This is a genomic window from Planotetraspora kaengkrachanensis (assembly GCF_016862895.1).
Classification (GTDB): Bacteria; Actinomycetota; Actinomycetes; order Streptosporangiales; family Streptosporangiaceae; genus Planotetraspora; species Planotetraspora kaengkrachanensis.
The window spans coordinates 1-20,012 of sequence record NZ_BONV01000028.1 but is presented as its reverse complement, the minus strand read 5'-3'; the positions used below and the strand labels follow the sequence as shown (position 1 = coordinate 20,012).

23 protein-coding genes and 2 tRNA genes are annotated in these 20,012 nt (G+C 65.6%); 12 read left to right on the top strand and 13 right to left on the bottom strand.

Going from position 1 to position 20,012, the window contains the following annotated elements:
* Positions 1 to 13: 13 nt before the first annotated feature.
* Both Pka01_RS26075 and Pka01_RS26070 read right to left on the bottom strand, forming a co-directional pair.
* The gene (locus Pka01_RS26075; RefSeq protein WP_203885521.1) at positions 14 to 682 is read right to left on the bottom strand and encodes a transglutaminase domain-containing protein; all 669 of its coding nucleotides are present in this window, start codon (positions 680 to 682) and stop codon (positions 14 to 16) included.
* Positions 683 to 1,107: 425 nt separating this feature from the next.
* Positions 1,108 to 1,992 carry a LysR family transcriptional regulator gene (locus Pka01_RS26070; protein ID WP_203885520.1) on the bottom strand — a complete coding sequence of 295 codons (885 nt, stop codon included), beginning with the start codon at positions 1,990 to 1,992 and terminating at the stop codon, positions 1,108 to 1,110.
* 174 nt (positions 1,993 to 2,166) lie between these two features.
* On the opposite strand from Pka01_RS26070, the gene Pka01_RS26065 reads away from it, so the two are divergent.
* Positions 2,167 to 2,649: a transcriptional regulator gene (locus tag Pka01_RS26065; RefSeq protein WP_203885519.1), complete on the top strand. Its 483-nt coding sequence runs from the start codon at positions 2,167 to 2,169 to the stop codon at positions 2,647 to 2,649.
* A 29-nt stretch (positions 2,650 to 2,678) separates the two neighbouring features.
* On the opposite strand, the gene Pka01_RS26060 is transcribed toward Pka01_RS26065, so the two are convergent.
* Positions 2,679 to 2,849, bottom strand: coding sequence for a hypothetical protein (locus Pka01_RS26060; RefSeq protein ID WP_239115304.1), 171 nt, complete (start codon positions 2,847 to 2,849; stop codon positions 2,679 to 2,681).
* A gap of 331 nt (positions 2,850 to 3,180) precedes the next feature.
* Between Pka01_RS26060 and Pka01_RS26055 the strand changes: the two genes are divergently transcribed.
* Together Pka01_RS26055 and Pka01_RS26050 are read left to right on the top strand one after the other, a co-directional pair.
* Complete coding sequence (locus Pka01_RS26055; protein ID WP_203885518.1) at positions 3,181 to 3,909, top strand: nucleotidyltransferase family protein; 729 nt, start codon at positions 3,181 to 3,183, stop codon at positions 3,907 to 3,909.
* 478 nt (positions 3,910 to 4,387) lie between these two features.
* Positions 4,388 to 5,206: a DUF2785 domain-containing protein gene (locus Pka01_RS26050; RefSeq protein WP_203885517.1), complete on the top strand. Its 819-nt coding sequence runs from the start codon at positions 4,388 to 4,390 to the stop codon at positions 5,204 to 5,206.
* A gap of 94 nt (positions 5,207 to 5,300) precedes the next feature.
* On the opposite strand, the gene Pka01_RS26045 is transcribed toward Pka01_RS26050, so the two are convergent.
* Together Pka01_RS26045 and cutA (Pka01_RS40915) are read right to left on the bottom strand one after the other, a co-directional pair.
* The gene (locus Pka01_RS26045) at positions 5,301 to 5,504 is read right to left on the bottom strand and encodes a hypothetical protein (RefSeq protein ID WP_203885516.1); all 204 of its coding nucleotides are present in this window, start codon (positions 5,502 to 5,504) and stop codon (positions 5,301 to 5,303) included.
* Positions 5,505 to 5,576: 72 nt separating this feature from the next.
* Positions 5,577 to 5,705 carry a divalent cation tolerance protein CutA gene (cutA, locus tag Pka01_RS40915; protein WP_373318188.1) on the bottom strand — a complete coding sequence of 43 codons (129 nt, stop codon included), beginning with the start codon at positions 5,703 to 5,705 and terminating at the stop codon, positions 5,577 to 5,579.
* Between the two features lie 11 nt (positions 5,706 to 5,716).
* On the opposite strand from cutA (Pka01_RS40915), the gene cutA (Pka01_RS41630) reads away from it, so the two are divergent.
* Positions 5,717 to 5,947 carry a divalent cation tolerance protein CutA gene (gene cutA / locus Pka01_RS41630; RefSeq protein ID WP_203885515.1) on the top strand — a complete coding sequence of 77 codons (231 nt, stop codon included), beginning with the start codon at positions 5,717 to 5,719 and terminating at the stop codon, positions 5,945 to 5,947.
* A gap of 94 nt (positions 5,948 to 6,041) precedes the next feature.
* Here the strand turns inward: cutA (Pka01_RS41630) and Pka01_RS26030 are convergent.
* Positions 6,042 to 6,115: transfer RNA gene (locus Pka01_RS26030), tRNA-Pro, on the bottom strand.
* A gap of 89 nt (positions 6,116 to 6,204) precedes the next feature.
* On the opposite strand from Pka01_RS26030, the gene Pka01_RS26025 reads away from it, so the two are divergent.
* Positions 6,205 to 6,275 (top strand) — tRNA-Gly (locus Pka01_RS26025).
* Between the two features lie 96 nt (positions 6,276 to 6,371).
* Here the strand turns inward: Pka01_RS26025 and Pka01_RS41350 are convergent.
* A complete protein-coding gene (locus tag Pka01_RS41350) occupies positions 6,372 to 6,500 on the bottom strand; it encodes a hypothetical protein (protein ID WP_275414509.1) in 129 nt (42 codons plus the stop codon).
* Between the two features lie 170 nt (positions 6,501 to 6,670).
* Between Pka01_RS41350 and Pka01_RS26020 the strand changes: the two genes are divergently transcribed.
* The gene (locus Pka01_RS26020) at positions 6,671 to 7,000 is read left to right on the top strand and encodes a hypothetical protein (RefSeq protein WP_203885514.1); all 330 of its coding nucleotides are present in this window, start codon (positions 6,671 to 6,673) and stop codon (positions 6,998 to 7,000) included.
* On the opposite strand, the gene Pka01_RS26015 is transcribed toward Pka01_RS26020, so the two are convergent.
* The 6 genes from Pka01_RS26015 to Pka01_RS25990 all read right to left on the bottom strand — a co-directional run bounded on the left by Pka01_RS26015 (position 6,997) and on the right by Pka01_RS25990 (position 11,226).
* Positions 6,997 to 7,227 (bottom strand): hypothetical protein, encoded by a 231-nt coding sequence (locus Pka01_RS26015; RefSeq protein ID WP_203885513.1) that lies wholly within the window; start codon positions 7,225 to 7,227, stop codon positions 6,997 to 6,999. The genes Pka01_RS26020 and Pka01_RS26015 overlap by 4 nt on opposite strands.
* A 304-nt stretch (positions 7,228 to 7,531) precedes the next feature.
* A complete protein-coding gene (locus tag Pka01_RS26010) occupies positions 7,532 to 8,536 on the bottom strand; it encodes a S66 family peptidase (RefSeq protein ID WP_203885512.1) in 1,005 nt (334 codons plus the stop codon).
* A 123-nt stretch (positions 8,537 to 8,659) separates the two neighbouring features.
* Positions 8,660 to 9,487 carry a helix-turn-helix transcriptional regulator gene (locus Pka01_RS26005; protein ID WP_203885511.1) on the bottom strand — a complete coding sequence of 276 codons (828 nt, stop codon included), beginning with the start codon at positions 9,485 to 9,487 and terminating at the stop codon, positions 8,660 to 8,662.
* 87 nt (positions 9,488 to 9,574) lie between these two features.
* Complete coding sequence (locus tag Pka01_RS26000) at positions 9,575 to 10,054, bottom strand: ester cyclase (RefSeq protein ID WP_239115302.1); 480 nt, start codon at positions 10,052 to 10,054, stop codon at positions 9,575 to 9,577.
* Between the two features lie 260 nt (positions 10,055 to 10,314).
* Positions 10,315 to 10,668 (bottom strand): VOC family protein, encoded by a 354-nt coding sequence (locus Pka01_RS25995; RefSeq protein WP_203885509.1) that lies wholly within the window; start codon positions 10,666 to 10,668, stop codon positions 10,315 to 10,317.
* 78 nt (positions 10,669 to 10,746) lie between these two features.
* Positions 10,747 to 11,226, bottom strand: coding sequence for an ATP-binding protein (locus tag Pka01_RS25990; RefSeq protein WP_203885508.1), 480 nt, complete (start codon positions 11,224 to 11,226; stop codon positions 10,747 to 10,749).
* A 273-nt stretch (positions 11,227 to 11,499) separates the two neighbouring features.
* Here Pka01_RS25990 and Pka01_RS25985 point away from each other — a divergent pair, with 273 nt between their 5' ends.
* The 6 genes from Pka01_RS25985 to Pka01_RS25960 all read left to right on the top strand — a co-directional run bounded on the left by Pka01_RS25985 (position 11,500) and on the right by Pka01_RS25960 (position 19,715).
* The gene (locus Pka01_RS25985; RefSeq protein ID WP_308442281.1) at positions 11,500 to 12,366 is read left to right on the top strand and encodes a Sco1979 family transcriptional regulator; all 867 of its coding nucleotides are present in this window, start codon (positions 11,500 to 11,502) and stop codon (positions 12,364 to 12,366) included.
* A 199-nt stretch (positions 12,367 to 12,565) separates the two neighbouring features.
* Positions 12,566 to 13,942, top strand: a complete 1,377-nt coding sequence (gene tig, locus Pka01_RS25980) for a trigger factor (protein ID WP_203885506.1) — start codon at positions 12,566 to 12,568, stop codon at positions 13,940 to 13,942.
* A 337-nt stretch (positions 13,943 to 14,279) separates the two neighbouring features.
* A complete protein-coding gene (locus tag Pka01_RS25975; RefSeq protein WP_275412872.1) occupies positions 14,280 to 14,924 on the top strand; it encodes a ClpP family protease in 645 nt (214 codons plus the stop codon).
* Entirely contained in the window at positions 14,921 to 15,583 is a 663-nt protein-coding gene (locus tag Pka01_RS25970; RefSeq protein WP_203885504.1) for an ATP-dependent Clp protease proteolytic subunit, read from the top strand. Before Pka01_RS25975 ends, Pka01_RS25970 begins: the two co-directional genes overlap by 4 nt.
* 194 nt (positions 15,584 to 15,777) lie before the next feature.
* Positions 15,778 to 17,061: an ATP-dependent Clp protease ATP-binding subunit ClpX gene (gene clpX, locus Pka01_RS25965; RefSeq protein WP_203885503.1), complete on the top strand. Its 1,284-nt coding sequence runs from the start codon at positions 15,778 to 15,780 to the stop codon at positions 17,059 to 17,061.
* Between the two features lie 74 nt (positions 17,062 to 17,135).
* Positions 17,136 to 19,715, top strand: coding sequence for a valine--tRNA ligase (locus Pka01_RS25960; RefSeq protein WP_203885502.1), 2,580 nt, complete (start codon positions 17,136 to 17,138; stop codon positions 19,713 to 19,715).
* Positions 19,716 to 20,012: the final 297 nt, after the last annotated feature.

The window sequence follows — 20,012 nt, the reverse complement described above, 5'->3', positions numbered from 1 at the left end:
GCGCGGCAGAAACTCAAGCCGCCCGGCGACGCATGATGATGTCCGCGGTGATGCGAACCGGCAGGCACAACGTTTGGCCATGCGTCCTGAACAGGAGATCGCGGGAGCTGAAATAACCCAAATCAGCCAGCACATAGCCGGACAGATCGCACGATGAGCAGGTGAGCCCGTCCCAGTCCACGGCGGTGCGGGCTACCGCGTCGAAGAGCGTCTCACCGCCGGCGTTGACGAACCCGCCGCCCTTCTGCAACGTGTCCAGGTCGCCGTACAGTTCTGAGACGCTCACCCAGCGGTTGTCGAGCAGCCGGAACTCAGGCCAGGCGAGCATCACCTGGTGCGGGATCAACGCTCGGAGCCGGGGAAATCGCGTGTACCAGAAACGTCCGTCTACCAGCAGTCCTCTGACCTTGCTGGCGATCCCACAGCCCCGCGCCACGGCTTCCAAGAGCGCCAGTCGCTGGCTGCACGAACCACGCTCCAGCAGGAGCGTCCTGGAAGCAGGCTGCTTCTCGTTCATCGCGTACACAGGCCGCACCCGTGTGGTGATGAGCCGATGGGCCGTGACCAGACGATCCCTGTCCGTCTCGGAGCTGCCGTGGACTTCGGCAGCCAGTTCCAGTACCCGTAGATGCTTCCAATCGAGAATGGGCGTGGCCGCCAGTTCGCCCTCGACGTGTTCCATGCTCCCGGTGACCTTCCTCGCGCGCTGTGTTGGATTCTCAGTCCACCCTGGACTAATCAAGCCGAGCCGCGCCTGCGGCAAATCCTGAACCAGGGTGATGACCTGCAAGGGCTGTCTCGGTGGTTCTCACTCTGCCGTGGTCGCTCGCTCCCTCGCGCTGGCCGACGCAGTGTGAAAATCGGCCTTCAAGTCCGTGGACCTGGACCGTGATCATGATCGCCCGGGGGGCCGCAGCAGTACAGCCGTTGCGGAAGCAGATCCGGCCATTGCTGCAAGGGGGAGTGGAGGCCATGAACCGGATCTTCAGTGATCCGGAACCGCTCGGTGGATCCAGGCCGAGATAGAGACAGCTGGGGAAGGGGCCTTCCCCCGGCCTTCAGCTTGTGTTCGCCTCGATATCCGTTGAGTCGCGAGCGTGAACGCGATCACGGCTTTTTGAGGTGTGCGGCGAGCGCTGCTGCGGCTTCGGAGAGCCCGGACCAGCCTTGGCTGCACAGCAGCAGATTGCGCTTCGCCCAGGAATTCGTCAGGTCCACGGCCCGCAGTTCGTAGGCACGCTGCCAACGGGCGGCCGCAACCGCGGGAACCACGGCGATGCCGACCCCAGCCGCCACCGCACTGCAGATCGCCTCCGTGGTCGGCAGATGCGCTCGGTAGCGAGGCCGGAGCCCGAGCGGTTGGGTCTGCCCGCTCAGATGCTCCTGCAACGGGTTCCCCTGGGTGAAGCCGACGAATGGGTGGCCGAGGCACTCGCTGAACGCGACATCGGCACGCCCGGCCAGAGCATGGCCTGGCCGCACGATGACGACCAGCGGGTCGGGACGCAGTACCGCGCGTTCCAGCCGGCCCGAGTCCACGGTGTCGGCGATGATCCCCAGTTCCACCCGGCCGTCGGTGACGGCGGCGACGATCTCATGGCTTGGCCGTTCCTCCAGTTCCAGGTCGATGTCGGGGTTGTCGGCCATGAAGTCGACCATCATCGACGGCACGAGCGTTTCGGTTGCCGAAGTGTTCGCCAAGATCACTAAAGTGGACCGCAGGCCGTCGGAATACCGGGCCAAGTCTGAACGCATTCGGGCGATCTGCCCGACGACTTCACGGGCATGGGCCACCAGCAGCCACCCTGCCGGTGAAGGCACAACGCCACGGCGATGCCGGATCAACAGCGGCGCCCCCAGAGCCTTCTCCATCGCCTTGATCCTCGCGCTGGCCGAGGCCAGCGACAGGTGTGACCGATCCGCCCCCTGGGTGATGCTGCCCTGGTCGACCACCTGCAGGAACAGCTGAAGATCGGTCAGGTCGTACGTCATGGGTCGAGACGCTACCCCACCGGCGCTATCCGAGAAGCCTTCGGCTCAGCCGAAGGCTTACTCACAAAAGGACTCATTGTGAACTCGATGTCAGACGTCCAAGCTTGATACAGGACACCAGACACCGTCGGTCGAGTACGACGGGTATCCCGCCAATCCTTCTCGGAGGCACCAATGACATCTCGGGCCGAGCCAGCCGAAGTTGCCGAGAAACGCATCGCCACGGACTGGGGCCTGGACGAGTGGGCGGACCGGCTTGTCGAGCAGGCCGGAGTCGGAGTCACCATCCTGGACCGTCACGGAACGGTGATGTATTACAACAAGTGGGCATCTGAGCATCTCGACCGGATGCCCGAATACATCGACAACGACGTCCGGAAGCGGCATCGCCGAGCGGTGACCAATCCCCGTTTCGACGCCATGCTCAAGCTGTTCGAAGACGGCCGCGTCGAGCCGGTGAGCTACGTCGCCAGGCCCTATGGGAAGACGACAATCCTGGTCACGGTCTCACCGATCCGGGTCGAAGGCGAATTTGTCGGCTTGTCCCAGATCGTACTTCTCAAGGACGAGGTACAGGAACTTTGCGCGCGGTTCGACACGTCGGGACGCGATTCCTTTGAGAGAGAAATGCTGCCTGATGGCCCGCCGGCAACCTGAAATCACGAAATTCGTTCAATGGAGTGATCTCACTGAATTTCCGGTAGGTGGCCGTGTTCGAAATGGGTGAGGACGAGGGCGGAGCGGGAGATGCCGCCGATCTTTCTGGGGCCGGCGGTCGTGTGCTGGAGGACGCGCCAGCGCACTTTGAGCAGGGCGAATCCTCCAGGCTGCTTGATTCGCCAGCCCACCACCGCCACACAGAAGGCCACTCCCGATCTTGGAAGTGGCCTTCTTGCTGGTTGGAGAGTCGGGGCGACAGGATTTGAACCTGCGACTTCTTGCTCCCAAAGCACTGGTCATGATCCTGGGACCTGGCGTTTGTCCTGGTGAAGCCGCATGTTGCGTGCATGGATGTGCATCGAAGAGCGGGGCTAGACACCCCGGAAGTCACCCAGTTTGACACTCACTCGGCGGCGCGCAGTGTCAGTGTTCACCACCGCTCTCCTCGCCCCATGCATGCTGCGATATGTCCTGACTGAAAGTCTCCAGTCATTCCGCACGGTGCCAGTGAACTCCTAGAATTCGTTCGTGGCTACCTCGCCGTTCGTTGTCGAGCAGTTCGGAAGCCGGCTGGCGGAGCTCCACTGGGCCAGCGATCTGCTTGTCGCTGGGTCGTTGGCGACAGGTGATTACACGTCCGGTGTCAGCGACCTCGACTTGGTCGCGCTCGTTGACGGGCCAATCAACACGGATCGGCAGGTCACGCTCACGGCTCTGCATCGTCGCTTCGATGAAGGAATCGGCTCGGGCCTCAGCCTTGGATGTGTCTACGTCGATACCGCGAAGATCCACGACGTACAGATGCAGCATCCGACTTGGACCCACGGGTCGCTCGTCCAGCGCATCCTCTCCGGAATCACCAGAGCCGAGCTTGTGCGTCATGGCTACGCCGTTTTTGGACGTTTACCGCGCGACGTGTTGCCGGCTATGAGCGACCACGACGTGCGAGAGGCTGCCCGTGCTGAGCTTGCTGGGTACTGGACTTGGGCAGCGCGGCGTCCGTGGCTATGGCTCGACCCCGTGATCGCCGACCTGGGACTCACCTCGATGGCCCGCGGTCGTCACACGCTGGCCAACGGTGAACTGCTCAGCAAGACGCAGGCAGTCGAGCAGGCCGATGCCCCAGCTTGGCTGATCGACCAGTTACGTGCCAGGCGGCGAGGCGAAGACATCACCTCACCTCGTGTGAGGACAGCCCTGATCGCGTGGCGGGACGCTCGCCGGACCGTTGCGCGCGCACGGCTAGGCCTGGCCTGATCGGTCTCGCCCGATACGCGTGGCCAGTTTGGAAGGTTTCGGTACGCGATCGTCTAGCCTGCTGCGACGCTGTTACGTTCCTAATCGTCTCGCTCATGGCTTTCCGTGACTTGCCGTGAGTCACCGCACTGACGGGCACGCGACGGGCACGGGCGTCATGTGCCTGGGTGCGCCCTCCGGGCGACGGCCTCGCCTTCCCCGCGCCGCGACGGAGCCGCCATATTGCGTGGGAGGGCGGCAGCAGGGGACGATCAGCGGCCTTTGACGCCAGGCGGAGCAGCTTGGAGCTTTTGGCGCCGCTTATCCCAGCAGATGAACGTGACGAACCACGCGGCGTAGACAAGCGCAGCGGAACTCCACCAGACACCGCCGAAGAACACCCACCCGAAAACGATCACGCTCTTCTGTTGAATTGCGCGGTATTGCTCCAGCAATGGACATCCGACGAGGTCGTCTGGCGACTGCGATAGTCTCCCGCATGCCCTCCGCTTCCGTCGACTGGCCATCGGTCGCAGCCGTGGGTTTCCCCTTCCCCAGGGATGTGGCGGTCCGCCGCCTCGCGGACGAACTCTCGGCCATGCTCGTGTCACCGGATCCCACGGTCCGTGACGACCATGCTTACACCGCGCTCGCCCGCTGGACCGGCGAAGGGCACCTGGACGAGTTGCTCGTGGACATCGGAGACACGTCGGCCAGGCGTTTCACCCACCCGGACATCCAGGCCCGCTCCTTCGCCGCGCTGGTCCTCGCCCGCGTCCTGGACCGCGTCAGGGCCGTGCCGCGGGCCGTGCCCGAGGAGACCGCCGACCGCTGGTACGGCACGTTCGCCGCATGGTTTCCGGCCGAGGTCGACACTCGGGGATGGGACAACACCCTCGGCTGGCTCCATGCCGTCGCCCATGGCGCCGACGCCGCTGCCGCATTCGCCACTGTCCTGCCCTGTCGCGGTAGCGCCCTGCTGGACCTATGCGCCCGCCGAATGATCGCCGAGGCGACCCGCCATTGCTACGTCCAACTGGAGGACGCGCGGCTTGCCCGCGCCATCACCGCCATCCTCTTCGCCCCCTGTCTGTCCGTGGACGAGGCCACCGGTTGGCTGGACACCGTGACCCGCGCCTTCGCCGGCGCCGAGCCCGGACCCGTGCCGCCGTGGGCGTTCAACACCTTCGCCACACTGCAGTCCCTCCACTTGCACCTGGCCCGGGGTCTCACCGGACGCGGCACGCCACCTCACGCCAAGGCCGTCACCGCTCACGTCGAGGCCATCCTCCGCGGTCCCTTCCCCTGGTTGTTGTAGCCCTTGACGGTGATCTGCGGCATCAGTTCGACCCCCTGCTGGGCTCGCCTGGGCCGATGACGGGCGGGGTGGCCACCCCACCTCGACCACCCCACTACCCGTACATACGTTCGGATGCCATCCCGTCGTCGGCGTACTCGTTCTGCCACCACGAGAGCATCTCTTCCCAGTACAGCTGCGCCGCCTCGATCACGGCATAGGTGCGGCCCCAGGCGGTTAAGCGCACAGGCTTGCCGCTCGCGTCGAACTCGACCTCTGCCGGCTGGTGGTAGCGACGCACCGGCCCATCTTCGAACATGTGTGCGCCTGATCGCTATCTGTTCGGTCCGGGTCGGTGCGGTCGCTTTGACTGGCCCTTAGTCGGTCGGTTTCAGGATGTAGCTGTCTCGGCCAGCACCCACTGGATATAGGCGGGGTTCCCATCCACCACCGGTAGCGCGATCACGTACGGCACGTCGTAGGGGTGCTCTGCGTCTGCGCGTTCAACGATCCTAGGCACCAGCGATCGGCATGAGTACTGACGACGTCTGCGAGGTTGTGGTGACGTCAGACAGTGCCGAATGGTTGGTGGGATTCACCCGAAGACTGGTCGATGACCGGCTGGCAGCGGGTGGACACAACGTCACTGCCATCCGCTCGATCTACCGTTGGGCGGGCAGCGTGCATGACGTCCAGGAGGCGCGCGTTGCGTATACCGGAAGCAGATCCGGCCGGTCCTGCAAGGGGGAGCGGTGGCCATGACCGGATCTTCAGTGATCCGGAGCCGTGGTGGCTCGGTCAGTCACGCAGAAGGCCACTCCCGATCTTGGAAGTGGCCTTCTTGCTGGTTGGAGAGTCGGGGCGACAGGATTTGAACCTGCGACTTCTTGCTCCCAAAGCAAGCGCGCTACCAAGCTGCGCCACGCCCCGTCTCGTCGGTTACGCGTGCGCTCGGATACTCCGGTACGCTTACGCCCTGACGACCGGATGAAGTCTAAACCAGATGAAGACCGGCGCGCGCGGACGTAGCTCAATGGTAGAGCCCCAGTCTTCCAAACTGGCTACGCGGGTTCGATTCCCGTCGTCCGCTCTCACAACGAAAGGCCAGGTCATCCCCTATGGGAAGCCTGGCCTTTGTGATCTTCTGTGGGCGTTTCAAATCTTTTCGTGCCACACGCGTGCCACACTACATTTCTTCGATCTTGAGCTTGGTTGCGTCCTCGAAGGCCTGCCCCAGCGCCTCGGCGATGGCCTGATCGCGGTCCTGGGAGGCGGGCGAGTAGATCAGCGCCGCCTGAGGTGACGAGTGACCCATTCGCCCGTCAGCTCTTTGAGGCTCGCGTCGTGGGCCGCCGCCAATGTGTTCCTCATGTGGCGTAGATCGTGGAAGTGAGCGTCAGGGAGTCCGATAGCCGTACGAGCCTTGTTCCAGATCCGGTGGAAACGCGCAGAGGCAGCATGCAGCGCTGATACACGATGGGACACATGACGACGTTCGACGAGGTTTCGGTTCTCTGGGCAGAGCACCTGGGTGCGTTCGAACCTGATGATCTCCGGGAGGCGGAGGACTTCGGGCGGCCATTCATGCTGTTGGATGCCCATTTGGCAGGATGTGTGACCAGCTATGTAGGCAGTCGCCGAGGTGTCCTCGGGGCCGATCAACTCCAGATGGTCAGCGATTGCGCCCGCGATCTGCGGACCCTCCTCCCGCAACTTCGCGGACGAGAAGGCTGGAGCTACGTTGCCAGGCTCACCCGCATAGCTGATCTGATCTTGAGTGATCACCCGGGTACCCGGCCGCTGCTGGAGCATTAGGCCAGGCGGCTCGTGATCACATACTGAGCTGCCATGTCCCCCGCGAGCTTGATCTGTGCGGAGAGTATGTCATCGGCAGATCCGAACACCGCGAAGGACAACTCGCAACCGCCCACCGCCTGTGCCAGCCTCAGTTCGAGTGTGACCTTGGCGCCCACCAGGGGGTAGCTGTACCAGCGTCCCTCGTCCTCATCGTCCGTATCCGGCAGGGCGGTACCGACAGCCATCCAGTCACGATCATCGAATGGATAGCCGACCAGCCACGCGAGAACTTCACAGAGGACTCTCGTGTTTCCTCCCAGATCCAGCCCGTATGGATCAGATCTGACCGATGCAACATCAACACCCCCTGCAGCACGACGCTGGTGGTCGCTACTGGGCACTGGTGGAAGACCATGGATGATCAGAGCAGGTCAGCAACGTATCTGGGCGGCTCAGGGATCCTCCCTGGCTACGCGGTTTCGATTCCCGTCGTCCGCTCTCACGACGAAAGGCCAGGTCATCCCGCACGGGAGGCCTGGCCTTCGGGCCTCAGCTGAGGATCTGCGTGAGTTCGTTGCGGTGTTCGGTGTACACGACCTCGCCGCGAGCGCCGTTGACCAGCGGCATGTACGGCGGGACATGGCCGCACTCGACATCGGCGATGATCGGTACACCAAGGCCGCCGAGAGCGTCGAGCACCGCCTCATGCTGAGTGAGTGAGTCGATGCCGGTTGCCCGGGTGCGACCGACGAGCACCGCGTTCGCGTCGGCGAAGAATCCGGCGAGCCGCATCCCGTGCAGGTTCCTGCAGATGGTCGCCGCGTCGTCGTCGGACGCCTCGACGTACACCAGCAGCCCCTCGGGCGCCATGGCCCGTGCGAAGGACGCGGTGTCGCCGTACGGCGTCCCGGTGAGGTTGCACACGGTCTCGATGCACCCTCCGATCAGCCGGCCCTCGACCTGCACGTCGCCGTCGCCGTCCAGCCGCGTCCACCGCCCCGGGGTGTCGAGCGTGAACTCGCGCACTTCCGGAGTGGTTCTGTAGCTGTCCCATCCCTCCGCCCGGTAGCGGTTCGGCGGGATCTGCGTGAACGCGGTCCCCGGGTCCATCGCCGCTATGTCGAGCCAGGTGAGCAGGCCCTCCGGCGCGCGGTACGGCGTGTCCATCAGGTTGTTGCCGTGGATCGTCGCGATCCCGGTCATGAGGGTGAGCGGCGTGATGATCGTCGACATGTCGGAGAACCCGACGACCCATGTCGGGTCCGCCTCACGTAGAGCGTCCCAGTCGAGCAGAGGCAACAGGTCGATGGCGGTCACCCCGCCCCATGGCGGCACGACGGCCTTGATCTGCGGGTCGACGAGCATCTCCATCAGTTCGCGTGCCCGTTCCGGTGCGGGGGCGCTGACATGCCCGGCACCGTCCATGCACTCCCCGACGACCACCTCATAGCCGTGTGCCTCCACGGTCCGGATGGCCACCTGGAGGCGCTCTCGCAGGTGCTCGTCCACTCCGCTGGAGGGGGAGGTGACACCGATACGGTCACCCGGACGCAAGGGGGCTGGATATCGCACGTTCATGCCCATGATCTTGGCGCAGTCGCCGGCCGGACGGCCACCGGGGTGGTCCGGCGGGATCACCGAAGCACAACAGGTCAGGCCCGCGCGAGCCGTACGGCCTCACCGTGCGTGGATCGCCCGCAGCCGCGCGAGGGCCTGCTCGGACGGGCTGCCCGGCTCGGCCTGGAGGACGACGAGTCTCTGGCTGGGCGCGCCTTCGACGATGAACGTCTGGTATCGCACGGTGAGGTCACCGGTCTCCGCGTGGTGCAGGTGCATGACGCAGTCCGTGTCCGTCCACACGTCATATTTAGCCCACATTTGACGGAAGTCTTCGCTTGCATGCAGGAGTTCGTTGACGAGTTCGACGAGGGCCGGGCCGGAGCCCGTCCCCGATGAGGCGCGCAGATGGGCCACCCTGGATCTGGCCTGCTCGTCCCAGTTCACCCACAACTCACGGATCCTGGGTTCCAGAAAGGTCATTCGCAGGATGTTGTCGGTGTGCTTCAGCCCTTCGTGAAAGGCGTCGATCAACGAGTTCTGCGCCAGGACGTCCATGAGCTGATTGATCACGAACGCCGGCTTGTCGTCCCAGCCGTCCAGGAGTCGCAGGACGTCCGGATGAACCCGGTCCATATGAGCCCGGTCCGTACGCTCGGAACGCCCGCGATCACAGGTCGAACGTGCGAGATCGTGAAGGTGGCGGGCGGCCTCGGGCCCCAGGTGGAGAACTCGTGCCAGGGCGTCCAGCACCTGGTCCGACGGGTTGACCTCCCGGCCCTGCTCGAGCCGCGTGTGGTAGTCGCAACTGACGCCGGCCAGCATCGCCACCTCCTCGCGGCGCAGGCCTGGCGTCTTCCGGCGATCGCCCGTGTACACGAGCCCTACCTGATCGATGGTCGTGAGTTGGCGTCGAGCCCGAAGAAACTGACCTAGACGACTTCTCATGCCCGCATAGTAAGAATCAGCCATTCAAGAGCACGCAAAAGGATCAGCGGGCGTGCATTCAGGAAGGCCGGGACGGCGGAGACGAGGTCAGTGGGACGGTTGCGGCGCCAACTCTTCCCGGTCCGACGGCGGTACCTGGTCGACGGCGACCAAGCCCATGCCCAGCTGGGTGTACATCTCCAACTGGTCGAAGTACTCCCGGTGCGTGGTGATCTTGCCGTTCTCGACGAAAGAGGCGCACGTTCCGCGGACGGCGATGCGGCGACCGGTTCCTTCCAACACGTTTCCGTCAGGCAGGAGGAAGGGGCCCGTATGGGTGCCGGTGGACGTCCATTCCGCGACCATGGGAATGTCGGTGCCGGTGACCTCGAACCATGTCGTCAGCGTGAAGTCCGAGAACCCCGTGAACAGCTGCTCGTACATCCAGGCGATCTGCTCGCGCCCCTCCGCCACGCCGTACGGCGAGACGACGACGGCGTCGGGGCTGAAGCACTCGAGCACCCGGTCCAGGTCGTGGGAGTTGATCGCATCGGTCAGCCGGCGTTTGACGTCCCAAAAAGTAGACATGACCATGGCCCTTCGATGGTCGGAACATCGACCTCACTTCTGTTTACCCGGTGAGGCATCAGCCGCTGATCATGACGGCGCCGTGTGCGCCCCATGGAACATGCCGCGATCTCCCGGACGCCCCATGCCGGCGCCAACGAGGTAAAGGCCGACCACATTGCGGGCAGGGCGCCCGCACCCTGCGTGACCGGCGCTTGCGAGGTCCCGGCGGTCGAGGAAGGACGGCCCGGCGTCGTCTCGGGCCGGCGAGCCGGTGGCCGTCAGGGGAGCGGTTCGAGGAACTCCAGGCGATTGCCGTGAGGGTCCTCGCTGTAGAAGCGGCGCATCCCTGGAAAGTCGTCGTCGAAGCGGACGGGGTACCCGGCCTCGCGCAGCCGCTCGGCCCAGCTGTCGATGTCGCTGACCAGGAGACCGGGGTGCGCTTTGCGCGCGGGACGGAAGTCTGCTTCGACGCCCAGATGGAGCTCGATGCCGTGGCCGCGGAACCAGCAACCGCCGCGCGCGGCGAGCACGGGAGGCTTGGGAATCTCGGCCAGGCCGAGGACGCCCTCGTAGAAGGCTCTGAGGGCCGGTTCACTCCCGGCGGGACAAGCCAGCTGAACGTGGTGCAGCACGCGGACACCCCTCTTGTATCTTGATGTGAAGATACTTCATCCCGCACGCGGAGTCGTCACACGCGGGGGAGGGGAGGATCAGTCGGTGGCGCGGAAGAGGGCCCAGACGGCCTTGCCCCCGTGGTCGAGCGCATCCCAGCCCCAGGCCTGGCTGTAGGTCTCGACGATGTAGAGCCCGCGGCCGTTCTCCGAGATGAAGTCGGGCTCCTTGGGACAGGGGACCTCGTCGCTCGGGTCCGATACGGCGAGGAGTACGTGGGGGGAGATGTGCACCAGCATCAGGGTTATCGGGTGCTCGTCCGGCCTGCTCGCCGGATACAGAGAGTAACGAACCGCGTTGGTCACGAGCTCGGAGACGACGAGGGCCGCGTCGTCGCTCAACTCCCCGAAGCCCCATTCTGCGAGCGTCGACCTCGTGACGTCCCTGGCGGTCTTCACCGAGTCGGCCTGGGGCCGGAGTAGGCAGGTGGTGGTTTCGGAGTCCGCCGCGGACTTGATGAATCGGCCGAAGCCCACTTCGCGGGTCAACTGTCCGGCGGATTCGGGCGTTTCCGGCATGCTGCCCGTACCTCCCGCTGGTCAGTTCCGAGGATGGTGCATGTTTGGCCCAATATGCACCAAGTCATCATGGATCACTGACGAGGGTCGCTGCAAGACCCAAATGCACGTGCAGCTGACGTGTGCACATGCATGCGGGAGGTACTGGCGAGTAAATGGGACACGGAGATCAGACCTTGTCATCGTGGCCAGAAGTGGTGACACTGTGTGGGCTGGGGGTGTCGTGCGGGACTTCCCTTTGGACGCAGAGGGCCGAGTCGAGAGGGAGGCGCCGTGATGCAGATCCAGCCTGGATCGGGCCCGACGGCGCTCCGCATCCTCCTGGGTTCGCAGCTTCGCAGGCTCCGCGAGAACAAGGGCATCACGCGAGAAGAGGCGGGTCAGACGATCCGCGGTTCCGAATCCAAGATCAGCCGGATGGAGCTCGGCCGGGTCGGGTTCAAGGAACGCGACGTGGCCGACCTGCTCAGCCTCTACGGAGTGGAGGACGAGGAGACGCGGACGGTCGTCATGGACCTCGTGGAGAAGGCCAACGAGCCCGGCTGGTGGCACCGGTTCAGTGATCTGTTGCCCTCCTGGTTCCAGGCCTACGTCGGCCTGGAGGAAGCGGCGCAGCGCATCCGCACCTATGAGGTCCAGTTCGTCCCGGGCCTGCTGCAGACCAAGGAGTACGCCCGGGCGGTCATCACGGCGGGCGCCGTGGGCGCGGCGCCCGAGGAGATCTCCCGGCGGGTCGACCTGCGGCTGGAGCGCCAGAGCGTCCTCGACGGTGACAACAGCCCGAGGTTCTGGGCGGTGATCGACGAGGCGGCCCTGCGGCGGCCGATCGGCGGCGTCGAGGTCATGCGCGGACAGATCCAGCACCTCGTCGACCTGATGAACCAGCCCAACATCACGATCCAGGTCATGCCGTTCAGCTACGGAGGACACGCCGCGGAGGGCGGCGCCTTCAGCATCCTGAGGTTCGGCGACCCGGAACTGCCCGACATCGTCTATGTGGAGCAGCTCGCGAGCGCCCTCTATCTCGACAAACGCGATGAGGTTGACCGCTACAGCGAGGTCATGGAACGGCTGTGCGCGGTCAGCACGACTCCTGTGGAGACAGTGGACCTGCTCCAGCAGATCATGACGGATCTCTGATCAGTCGCTGACGGGCACATGTCTGTTCTAGACTGCCCTTGGCGCTGGACAGCCGCCACAATGCAGCATGCCCAGGGTGTGCGCGATGGCGACGGAGCTTTCCTGTGCCGCTCACGTGGGCGCGGCGCGCGTTAAGTGCCGCGGTTGCCGTGCACGACGCGCCCGCGATCACCAGATGCTGGATCAAGGAGACCACCCCGTGAAGACCGCTGTCGAGGAGCTCAGCCCTACTCGGGTCAAGCTCACCGTAGAGGTGCCGTTCAAGGAGCTCGAGCCGAGCCTGCAGGCCGCCTACAAGAAGGTCGCGCAGCAGGTCCGCGTGCCCGGCTTCCGCCCCGGCAAGGTGCCGGCCCGGATCATCGAGCAGCGCTTCGGCCGCGCGGTGGTTCTCGAGGAGACCCTGAACGACGCCCTGCCCAAGCTGTACGGCCAGGCCGTCGACGAGAGCGACGTCTTCCCGGTGGCGCAGCCCGAGATCGAAGTCACGAAGATCGAGGACGGCGAGCAGGTCGAGTTCACCGCCGAGGTCGACGTGCGCCCGAACTTCGACGTCCCGAACTACGAGGGGCTCGAGATCGTCGTCGACGCCGTCGCGGTGACCGACGAGGACATCGACACCCAGCTCGACGCGCTCCGCCAGCGCTTCGCCACGCTGACCGGCGTCGAGCGGGCCGCGGGCAGCGGCGACTACGTCGTGATGGACCTGCGCGCCGAGATCGACGGCAGGAACCTCGACGAGCAGCAGGCCGCGGACGTCTCCTACGAGGTGGGCGCGGGCTCGGTGCTCCAGGGCCTCGACGACGCCCTCGAGGGCATGGCCGCCGGCGACGAGAAGACCTTCCGCACCACCCTGGTCGGCGGTGAGAACGCCGGCGAGGAGGCCGACGTGATCATCAACGTCAAGTCGGTCAAGGAGAAGGTCCTGCCCGAGCTGGACGACGAGTTCGCCCAGCTTGCCAGCGAGTTCGACACGCTGGACGAGCTGAAGGACAGCATCCGCGAGCAGGCCCGCCGCAACAAGCTCATCGAGCAGGTCATGCAGGCCCGCGACAAGGCCCTCGAGGGGCTGCTCGACCAGATCGACATCCCGCTGCCCGACAGCGCGCTCAAGGCGGAGATCGACGCCCGCAAGCACAACCTCGAGCACCAGATCGCCGACAGCGGTCTCAGCCGCGAGGCGTACTTCCGGCTCTACCAGACGACCGAGGACGACCAGTTCGCGGAGTTCGAGGAGACGTCGGCCAAGGCGCTGAAGACCGGGTTCGTCCTCGACAAGATCGTCAAGGCCGAGGACATCAACGTCAACGAGCAGGAGCTCACCGACTTCGTCGTCCGCCGCGCCATGCAGCTGGGCGTCGCCCCGAACACGCTGGCTCAGCACCTGGCCGACAACGACCAGCTCACGCTGGCCATGATGGAGATCGTCAGGGACAAGGCCAAGACCGTGGTCGGGGACGCCGCCAAGGTAACCGACGCCGAGGGCAACGCGGTCGACCTCAAGGCCATCTACGCCGAGCTCGACGCGGACCAGGCCAAGGCCCAGGCCGCGGAGGACGAGGAGCAGGCGGAGGCCTGATCACCGGCCTCCGCGGGGCGTCAGCCCCACGAACGGGTCACGACCCCCGGCGCACCTCGGTGCCCCGGGGGTTTTCCCTTGCCGGGTCAAAATCCCCGCAAATTCCTCGGGGTACGGGGCAGCCACGGCTTTGCCGTACGAACCGCGGAACGGGTGTCCCCGATGTCCCGGTTCCGCCCGATCCCCGGGCCGTCGCGGGCTGGGCGGACGGCGGGTGATCCACGCGGTGAGCATGCGCCGTCAGCGAACAGCCCGTCGAGGAGGCATGACCTGTCTGCGGCGCGCGTTAAGGTCACAAGCAAAGCCAATCGATTACGACGCATCGGAAGGTGACGCTGTGACCAGCCCGCCGACCTTCTTCCCGCACGCCACCTCCGGCTTCGAGGCGCGTGGCCGCGAGGACGGCTCGTTCCGCCTTGAGGACCAGCTCTACCAGCGGCTGCTGCGAGAGCGCATCGTGGTCCTCGGCACCCAGGTCTCCGATGAGGTGGCCAACCGCCTGTGTGCTGAGTTGCTTCTTCTGGCCGCTGATGACCCCAACAGGGACATCTGGCTCTACATCAACTCCCCGGGCGGCTCGGTGACGTCCGGCATGGCGATTTACGACATGATGGAGTACGTACCGAACGACGTGTGCACGGTCGCTATGGGCCTGGCCGCGTCGATGGGGCAGTTCCTGCTCTGCGCCGGTGCCCCCGGCAAGCGGTACGCGCTGCCGAACGCACGGATCATGATGCACCAGCCGTCGGGTGGTATCGGTGGTACCGCGGCCGACATCGCGATCCAGGCCGAGCAGATGCTGTACGTGAAGAAGACCCTGGCGGAGCGCATCGCGTTCCACACGGGCCAGCCGCTCGACCAGATCGAGCGCGACTCCGACCGCGACCGCTGGTTCACGGCCGAGGAGGCCAAGGACTACGGCTTCATCGATCACGTCGTGCGCAGCGCCCGGCAGGTGCCCTCCGAGGGCGCCGTCTCATGAGTGGAGCTTCCCAAGTGAGTGAGCTGATCAGGCCGGGAGACATCAACGGCCGCTATGTTCTGCCTTCCTTCGTCGAGCGCACCTCGTACGGCGTGAAGGAGATGAACCCCTACAACAAGCTGTTCGAGGACCGCATCATCTTCCTCGGCGTGCAGATCGACGACGCGTCGGCGAACGACGTCATGGCTCAGTTGCTGACGCTGGAGTCGCTCGACCCCGACCGCGACATCAACATCTACATCAACTCGCCCGGCGGGTCGTTCACCGCCATGACGGCGATCTACGACACGATGCAGTTCGTCCGTCCGGAGATCCAGACGGTCTGCCTGGGCCAGGCGGCCTCCGCCGCCGCGGTCCTGCTGGCCGGCGGAACCCCGGGCAAGCGCTTCGCGCTGCCGAACGCTCGCGTCCTGATCCACCAGCCCTCCACCGAGGGCGGCGGCCAGGGAAGCGACATCGAGATCCAGGCCCGTGAGATCCTGCGCATGCGGTCCCTCCTCGAGGAGATCGTGGCCAAGCACTCGGGTAAGGCGCCCGACGAGGTCCGCAAGGACATCGAGCGGGACAAGATTCTCAGCGCCGCTGAGGCGAAGGCGTACGGGCTGGTGGACGACATCATCCCGTCGCGGAAGAAGCGCGCTGCGGCGATCGCTTCCTGAGAAGGTTGACGCACCGGATGGTGCCCAATTCGGCACCTTCCGGTGCGACTCACCGCTAGGGGGCTCACTGAGGGCTCAGAAGACGGTAACGTCGAAACCTGAGCGGGAAGACGTTTTCGCGCCGGAGCACGAGTCGAGGCGCGGACGGTAGCGACCGCGGCGGCAGGGCGGTCCCACGCAAAGGAGTATCTGGGGTGGCACGCATCGGCGACGGGGGAGACCTGCTGAAGTGCTCGTTCTGTGGCAAGAGCCAGAAGCAGGTCAAGAAGCTCATCGCCGGACCAGGCGTCTACATCTGCGATGAGTGCATCGATCTCTGCAACGAGATCATCGAGGAGGAGCTCTCCGAGTCCTCCGAGCTCAAGTGGGACAACCTCCCCAAGCCCCGGGAGATCTACGAGTTCCTCGACGCCTACGTCATCGGTCAGGACCAGGCGAAGAAGGCGCTCTCGGTGGCGGTGTACAACCACTACAAGCGCGTGCAGTCCGGGGAGCGCGGCCGCGACGACGGTCTGGAGTTGGCCAAGTCCAACATCCTCCTGCTCGGCCCCACCGGCTCCGGCAAGACCCTCCTGGCGCAGACCTTGGCGAAGATGCTGAACGTTCCGTTCGCGATCGCCGACGCCACGGCCCTCACCGAGGCGGGATACGTCGGCGAGGACGTCGAGAACATCCTGCTCAAGCTGATCCAGGCCGCCGACTACGACGTCAAGAAGGCCGAGACCGGGATCATCTACATCGACGAGGTCGACAAGATCGCTCGCAAGAGCGAGAACCCGTCGATCACCCGGGACGTGTCCGGCGAGGGCGTCCAGCAGGCACTGCTGAAGATCCTCGAGGGGACGACGGCGAGTGTGCCGCCGCAGGGCGGCCGCAAGCACCCGCACCAGGAGTTCATCCAGATCGACACCACCAACGTGCTGTTCATCTGTGGTGGTGCGTTCGCGGGCCTCGAGAAGATCATCGAGTCGAGGATCGGCAAGAAGGGGATCGGCTTCAACGCCATCATCCACTCCAAGGAAGAGCTCGACACCTCGGACATCTTCTCCGACGTCATGCCCGAGGACCTGCTGAAGTTCGGCATGATTCCGGAGTTCGTCGGCCGGCTTCCCGTGATCACGTCGGTGCACAACCTCGACAGGGAAGCGCTGATCCAGATCCTGACCGAGCCGCGCAACGCGCTCGTGAAGCAGTACCGGCGGCTGTTCGAGCTGGACAACGTCGAGCTCGAGTTCACCGACGACGCCCTGGAGGCGATCGCCGACCAGGCCATCCTTCGCGGCACCGGCGCCCGGGGTCTGCGCGCCATCCTGGAGGAGGTCCTCCTCTCGGTGATGTACGAGGTGCCCTCGCGGCAGGACGTGGCCCGAGTAGTGATCACCCGGGAGGCCGTGCTCGAGCACGTCAATCCGACCCTGGTGCCGCGCGACCAACTCCAGGTCAAGCAGCAGCGCACCCCGCGCGAGAAGTCGGCCTGACACCAGGCGGCCTCTGGCGCTTCACCCAATCGGTCGGCACGTGAGGCGTGCCGACGTCCCTAGAATTGGCCATCATGACGACGCCTGAGCTGCCTACCCAGTACGCGCCCGCCGATGTCGAGACCCGCAATTACGAGCGCTGGGTATCGGAGGGCTACTTCACCCCTGACCCGGGCAGCGGGCGTGAGCCGTACAGCATCGTGCTGCCCCCGCCGAACGTGACGGGTTCTCTGCACGTCGGACACGCGCTCGACCACTCCATCCAGGACGCGCTCACTCGCCGGGCCCGCATGCGCGGCCAGGAGACGCTGTGGCTCCCCGGCATGGACCACGCGGGCATCGCCACGCAGAACGTCGTGGAGCGGGAGATCGCCAAGGAGGGCCTGTCCCGCCACGACTTCGGGCGCGAGGCCTTCGTCGAGCGCGTCTGGCAGTGGAAAGAGGAGTCGGGCGGCCGGATCCTCGGCCAGATGAAGAAGCTCGGCGACGGCGTGGACTGGTCGCGCGAGCGTTTCACGATGGACGAGGGGCTTTCCCGGGCCGTTCAGACGATCTTCAAGCGTCTCTTCGACGACGGCCTGATCTATCGGGCCGAGCGGATCATCAACTGGTGCCCGCGATGCCTGACGGCGCTGTCCGACATCGAGGTCGAGCACAGCGACGACGACGGCGAGCTCGTCTCGATCCGGTACGGCGAGGGCGACGTCGAGATCGTCGTGGCCACCACCCGGGCAGAGACCATGCTCGGCGACACGGCCGTGGCGGTCCACCCCTCCGACGAGCGGTACGCCCACATGATCGGCCAGTTGGTGGAGGTCCCGCTCACCGGCCGGCGGATCCCGATCGTGGCCGACGAGCACGTCGACCCCTCCTTCGGCACCGGCGCGGTGAAGGTGACGCCCGCCCACGACCCGAACGACTTCGAGATCGGGCGCCGGCATTCGCTGGAGTCGCTCGTGATCATGGATGAGCGCGGGATCATCACGGCCCACGGCCCGTTCCTCGGGCTCGACCGGTTCGAGGCGCGTCCGGCCGTCGTGGCGGCGCTGCGGCAGCAGGGCCGGATCGTCGCCGAGAAGCGCCCCTACGTCCACTCGGTCGGTCACTGCTCCCGGTGCAAGACCGTGGTCGAACCGCGGCTGTCCCTGCAGTGGTTCGTCAACGTCTCGCCGCTCGCCAAGGCGGCCGGTGACGCGGTGCGGGACGGCCGCACGCGGATCCACCCGCCGGAGCTGGCCAAGCGCTACTTCGACTGGGTCGACGACATGCACGACTGGTGCATCTCGCGGCAGCTGTGGTGGGGCCACCGCATCCCGGTCTGGTACGGCCCGGACGGCGAGATCGTGTGCGTCGGACCCGACGAGGAGCCGCCCGCCGGCTGGGAGCAGGACCCGGACGTCCTGGACACCTGGTTCTCCTCGGGCCTGTGGCCCTTCTCGACACTCGGCTGGCCGGAGGCGACGCCCGATCTGGCGCGGTTCTACCCGACGAGCGTTCTGGTCACGGGATACGACATCCTCTTCTTCTGGGTCGCCCGGATGATGATGTTCGGCCTGTACGCCATGGACGGGGAACCGCCGTTCCGCACGGTGGCGCTGCACGGCATGGTGCGTGACCAGTTCGGCAAGAAGATGTCGAAGTCGTTCGGCAACGTCGTCGACCCGCTGGACTGGATCGAGCGCTACGGTGCGGACGCCACACGGTTCACCCTGCTCCGGGGTGCCAACCCCGGCTCGGACGTGGCCATCAGCGAGGACTGGGCGGCCGGGTCGCGCAACTTCTGCAACAAGATCTGGAACGCCACTCGCTTCGCGCTGATGAACGGCGCCGTCTCGGAAGGTGTGCCGTCGGACCTGACGGCGGCCGACCGGTGGATCCTCTCCCGGCTCCAGGCGGTCGTCGCGTCCGTCGACGCGGCCTACGAGGACTTCGAGTTCGCGAAGATCTCCGACTCGCTCTACCACTTCGCCTGGGACGAGGTCTGCGACTGGTACGTCGAGCTGGCCAAGGTCCAGATCGCCCAGGGCGGGCAGGTCGCCGAGAACACCAGGCGGGTTCTCGGGCACGTCTTCGATTCGGTGCTGCGCCTGCTGCATCCGTTCGTTCCGTTCGTGACGGAGGAGCTGTGGCGTGCACTGACGGGAGGAGACTCCCTCGCGGTGGCCCCATGGCCGGCCGTGGCACAGGAGCTGATCGACCCGGATGCTGAGCGGGAGCTGGCCTCCCTCCAGGAGTTGGTGACCGAGGTCCGGCGGTTCCGATCCGACCAGGGGCTGAAGCCGGGTCAGCGGGTCGCCGCACGGCTGTCCCTGACCGGTACGGCTCTCGCCGCGCACGAAGGGGCGATCCGGACGCTGTTGAGACTGGACGCCGCCTCGGACGCCTTCGCCCCGACGGCGCGACTCACTGTGGGCTCCGTCGCCGTGGAGATCGACACCGCGGGTGCCATCGACGTCGCGGCCGAGCGTAAGCGGCTCGAGAAGGACCTGGCCGTGGCTCGCAAGGAGCACGCGCAGGTCACCGGGAAGCTCAACAACGAGCAGTTCATGGCCAAGGCGCCCGATGACGTGGTCGCCAAGGTCAGGGGCAGGGCAGCACAGGCGGAGGAGGACATCGCGCGACTGGAGGCTCACCTGGCCGCGTTGCCGGCCTAGGTGTTCCCCGCCCGAACGCCCGAGGTTTGGGTGACGCAGGGCGGGGAAGGATCCACAAGTTGCGGAAGTTGTCATCAGCACCCCTTCGGGGGTGCTAATCTTCATGTACGCGGAAAACACGGCGCGCCTCCCCTCTTCGCAGAGAATCGCGCGCTACGTTTCTCGCTAACCCCACTCATTCAGCCCGGTTTCGGGATGCTGCCGAGCGTTCGGTGGTAATTCGGATGTCAGGTAGTATGAGCGGGTTGCCCCGGAGACGGGGTGGTCGGAATCTTTAGCGGATTCCAGGGTTCGGGC

What these genes read in the sequence shown, in the direction of transcription:
- Pka01_RS26075 (WP_203885521.1), bottom strand. Translation starts at nt 682, where the DNA reads ATGGAACACGTCGAGGGCGAACTGGCGGCCACGCCCATTCTCGATTGG.
- Pka01_RS26070 (WP_203885520.1), bottom strand. Translation starts at nt 1,992, where the DNA reads ATGACGTACGACCTGACCGATCTTCAGCTGTTCCTGCAGGTGGTCGAC.
- Pka01_RS26065 (WP_203885519.1), top strand. Translation starts at nt 2,167, where the DNA reads ATGACATCTCGGGCCGAGCCAGCCGAAGTTGCCGAGAAACGCATCGCC.
- Pka01_RS26050 (WP_203885517.1), top strand. Translation starts at nt 4,388, where the DNA reads ATGCCCTCCGCTTCCGTCGACTGGCCATCGGTCGCAGCCGTGGGTTTC.
- Pka01_RS26045 (WP_203885516.1), bottom strand. Translation starts at nt 5,504, where the DNA reads ATGTTCGAAGATGGGCCGGTGCGTCGCTACCACCAGCCGGCAGAGGTC.
- cutA (WP_203885515.1), top strand. Translation starts at nt 5,717, where the DNA reads ATGAGTACTGACGACGTCTGCGAGGTTGTGGTGACGTCAGACAGTGCC.
- Pka01_RS41350 (WP_275414509.1), bottom strand. Translation starts at nt 6,500, where the DNA reads ATGGGTCACTCGTCACCTCAGGCGGCGCTGATCTACTCGCCCGCCTCC.
- Pka01_RS26020 (WP_203885514.1), top strand. Translation starts at nt 6,671, where the DNA reads ATGACGACGTTCGACGAGGTTTCGGTTCTCTGGGCAGAGCACCTGGGT.
- Pka01_RS26015 (WP_203885513.1), bottom strand. Translation starts at nt 7,227, where the DNA reads ATGGCTGTCGGTACCGCCCTGCCGGATACGGACGATGAGGACGAGGGA.
- Pka01_RS26005 (WP_203885511.1), bottom strand. Translation starts at nt 9,487, where the DNA reads ATGAGAAGTCGTCTAGGTCAGTTTCTTCGGGCTCGACGCCAACTCACG.
- Pka01_RS26000 (WP_239115302.1), bottom strand. Translation starts at nt 10,054, where the DNA reads ATGTCTACTTTTTGGGACGTCAAACGCCGGCTGACCGATGCGATCAAC.
- Pka01_RS25990 (WP_203885508.1), bottom strand. Translation starts at nt 11,226, where the DNA reads ATGCCGGAAACGCCCGAATCCGCCGGACAGTTGACCCGCGAAGTGGGC.
- Pka01_RS25970 (WP_203885504.1), top strand. Translation starts at nt 14,921, where the DNA reads ATGAGTGGAGCTTCCCAAGTGAGTGAGCTGATCAGGCCGGGAGACATC.
- Pka01_RS25960 (WP_203885502.1), top strand. Translation starts at nt 17,136, where the DNA reads ATGACGACGCCTGAGCTGCCTACCCAGTACGCGCCCGCCGATGTCGAG.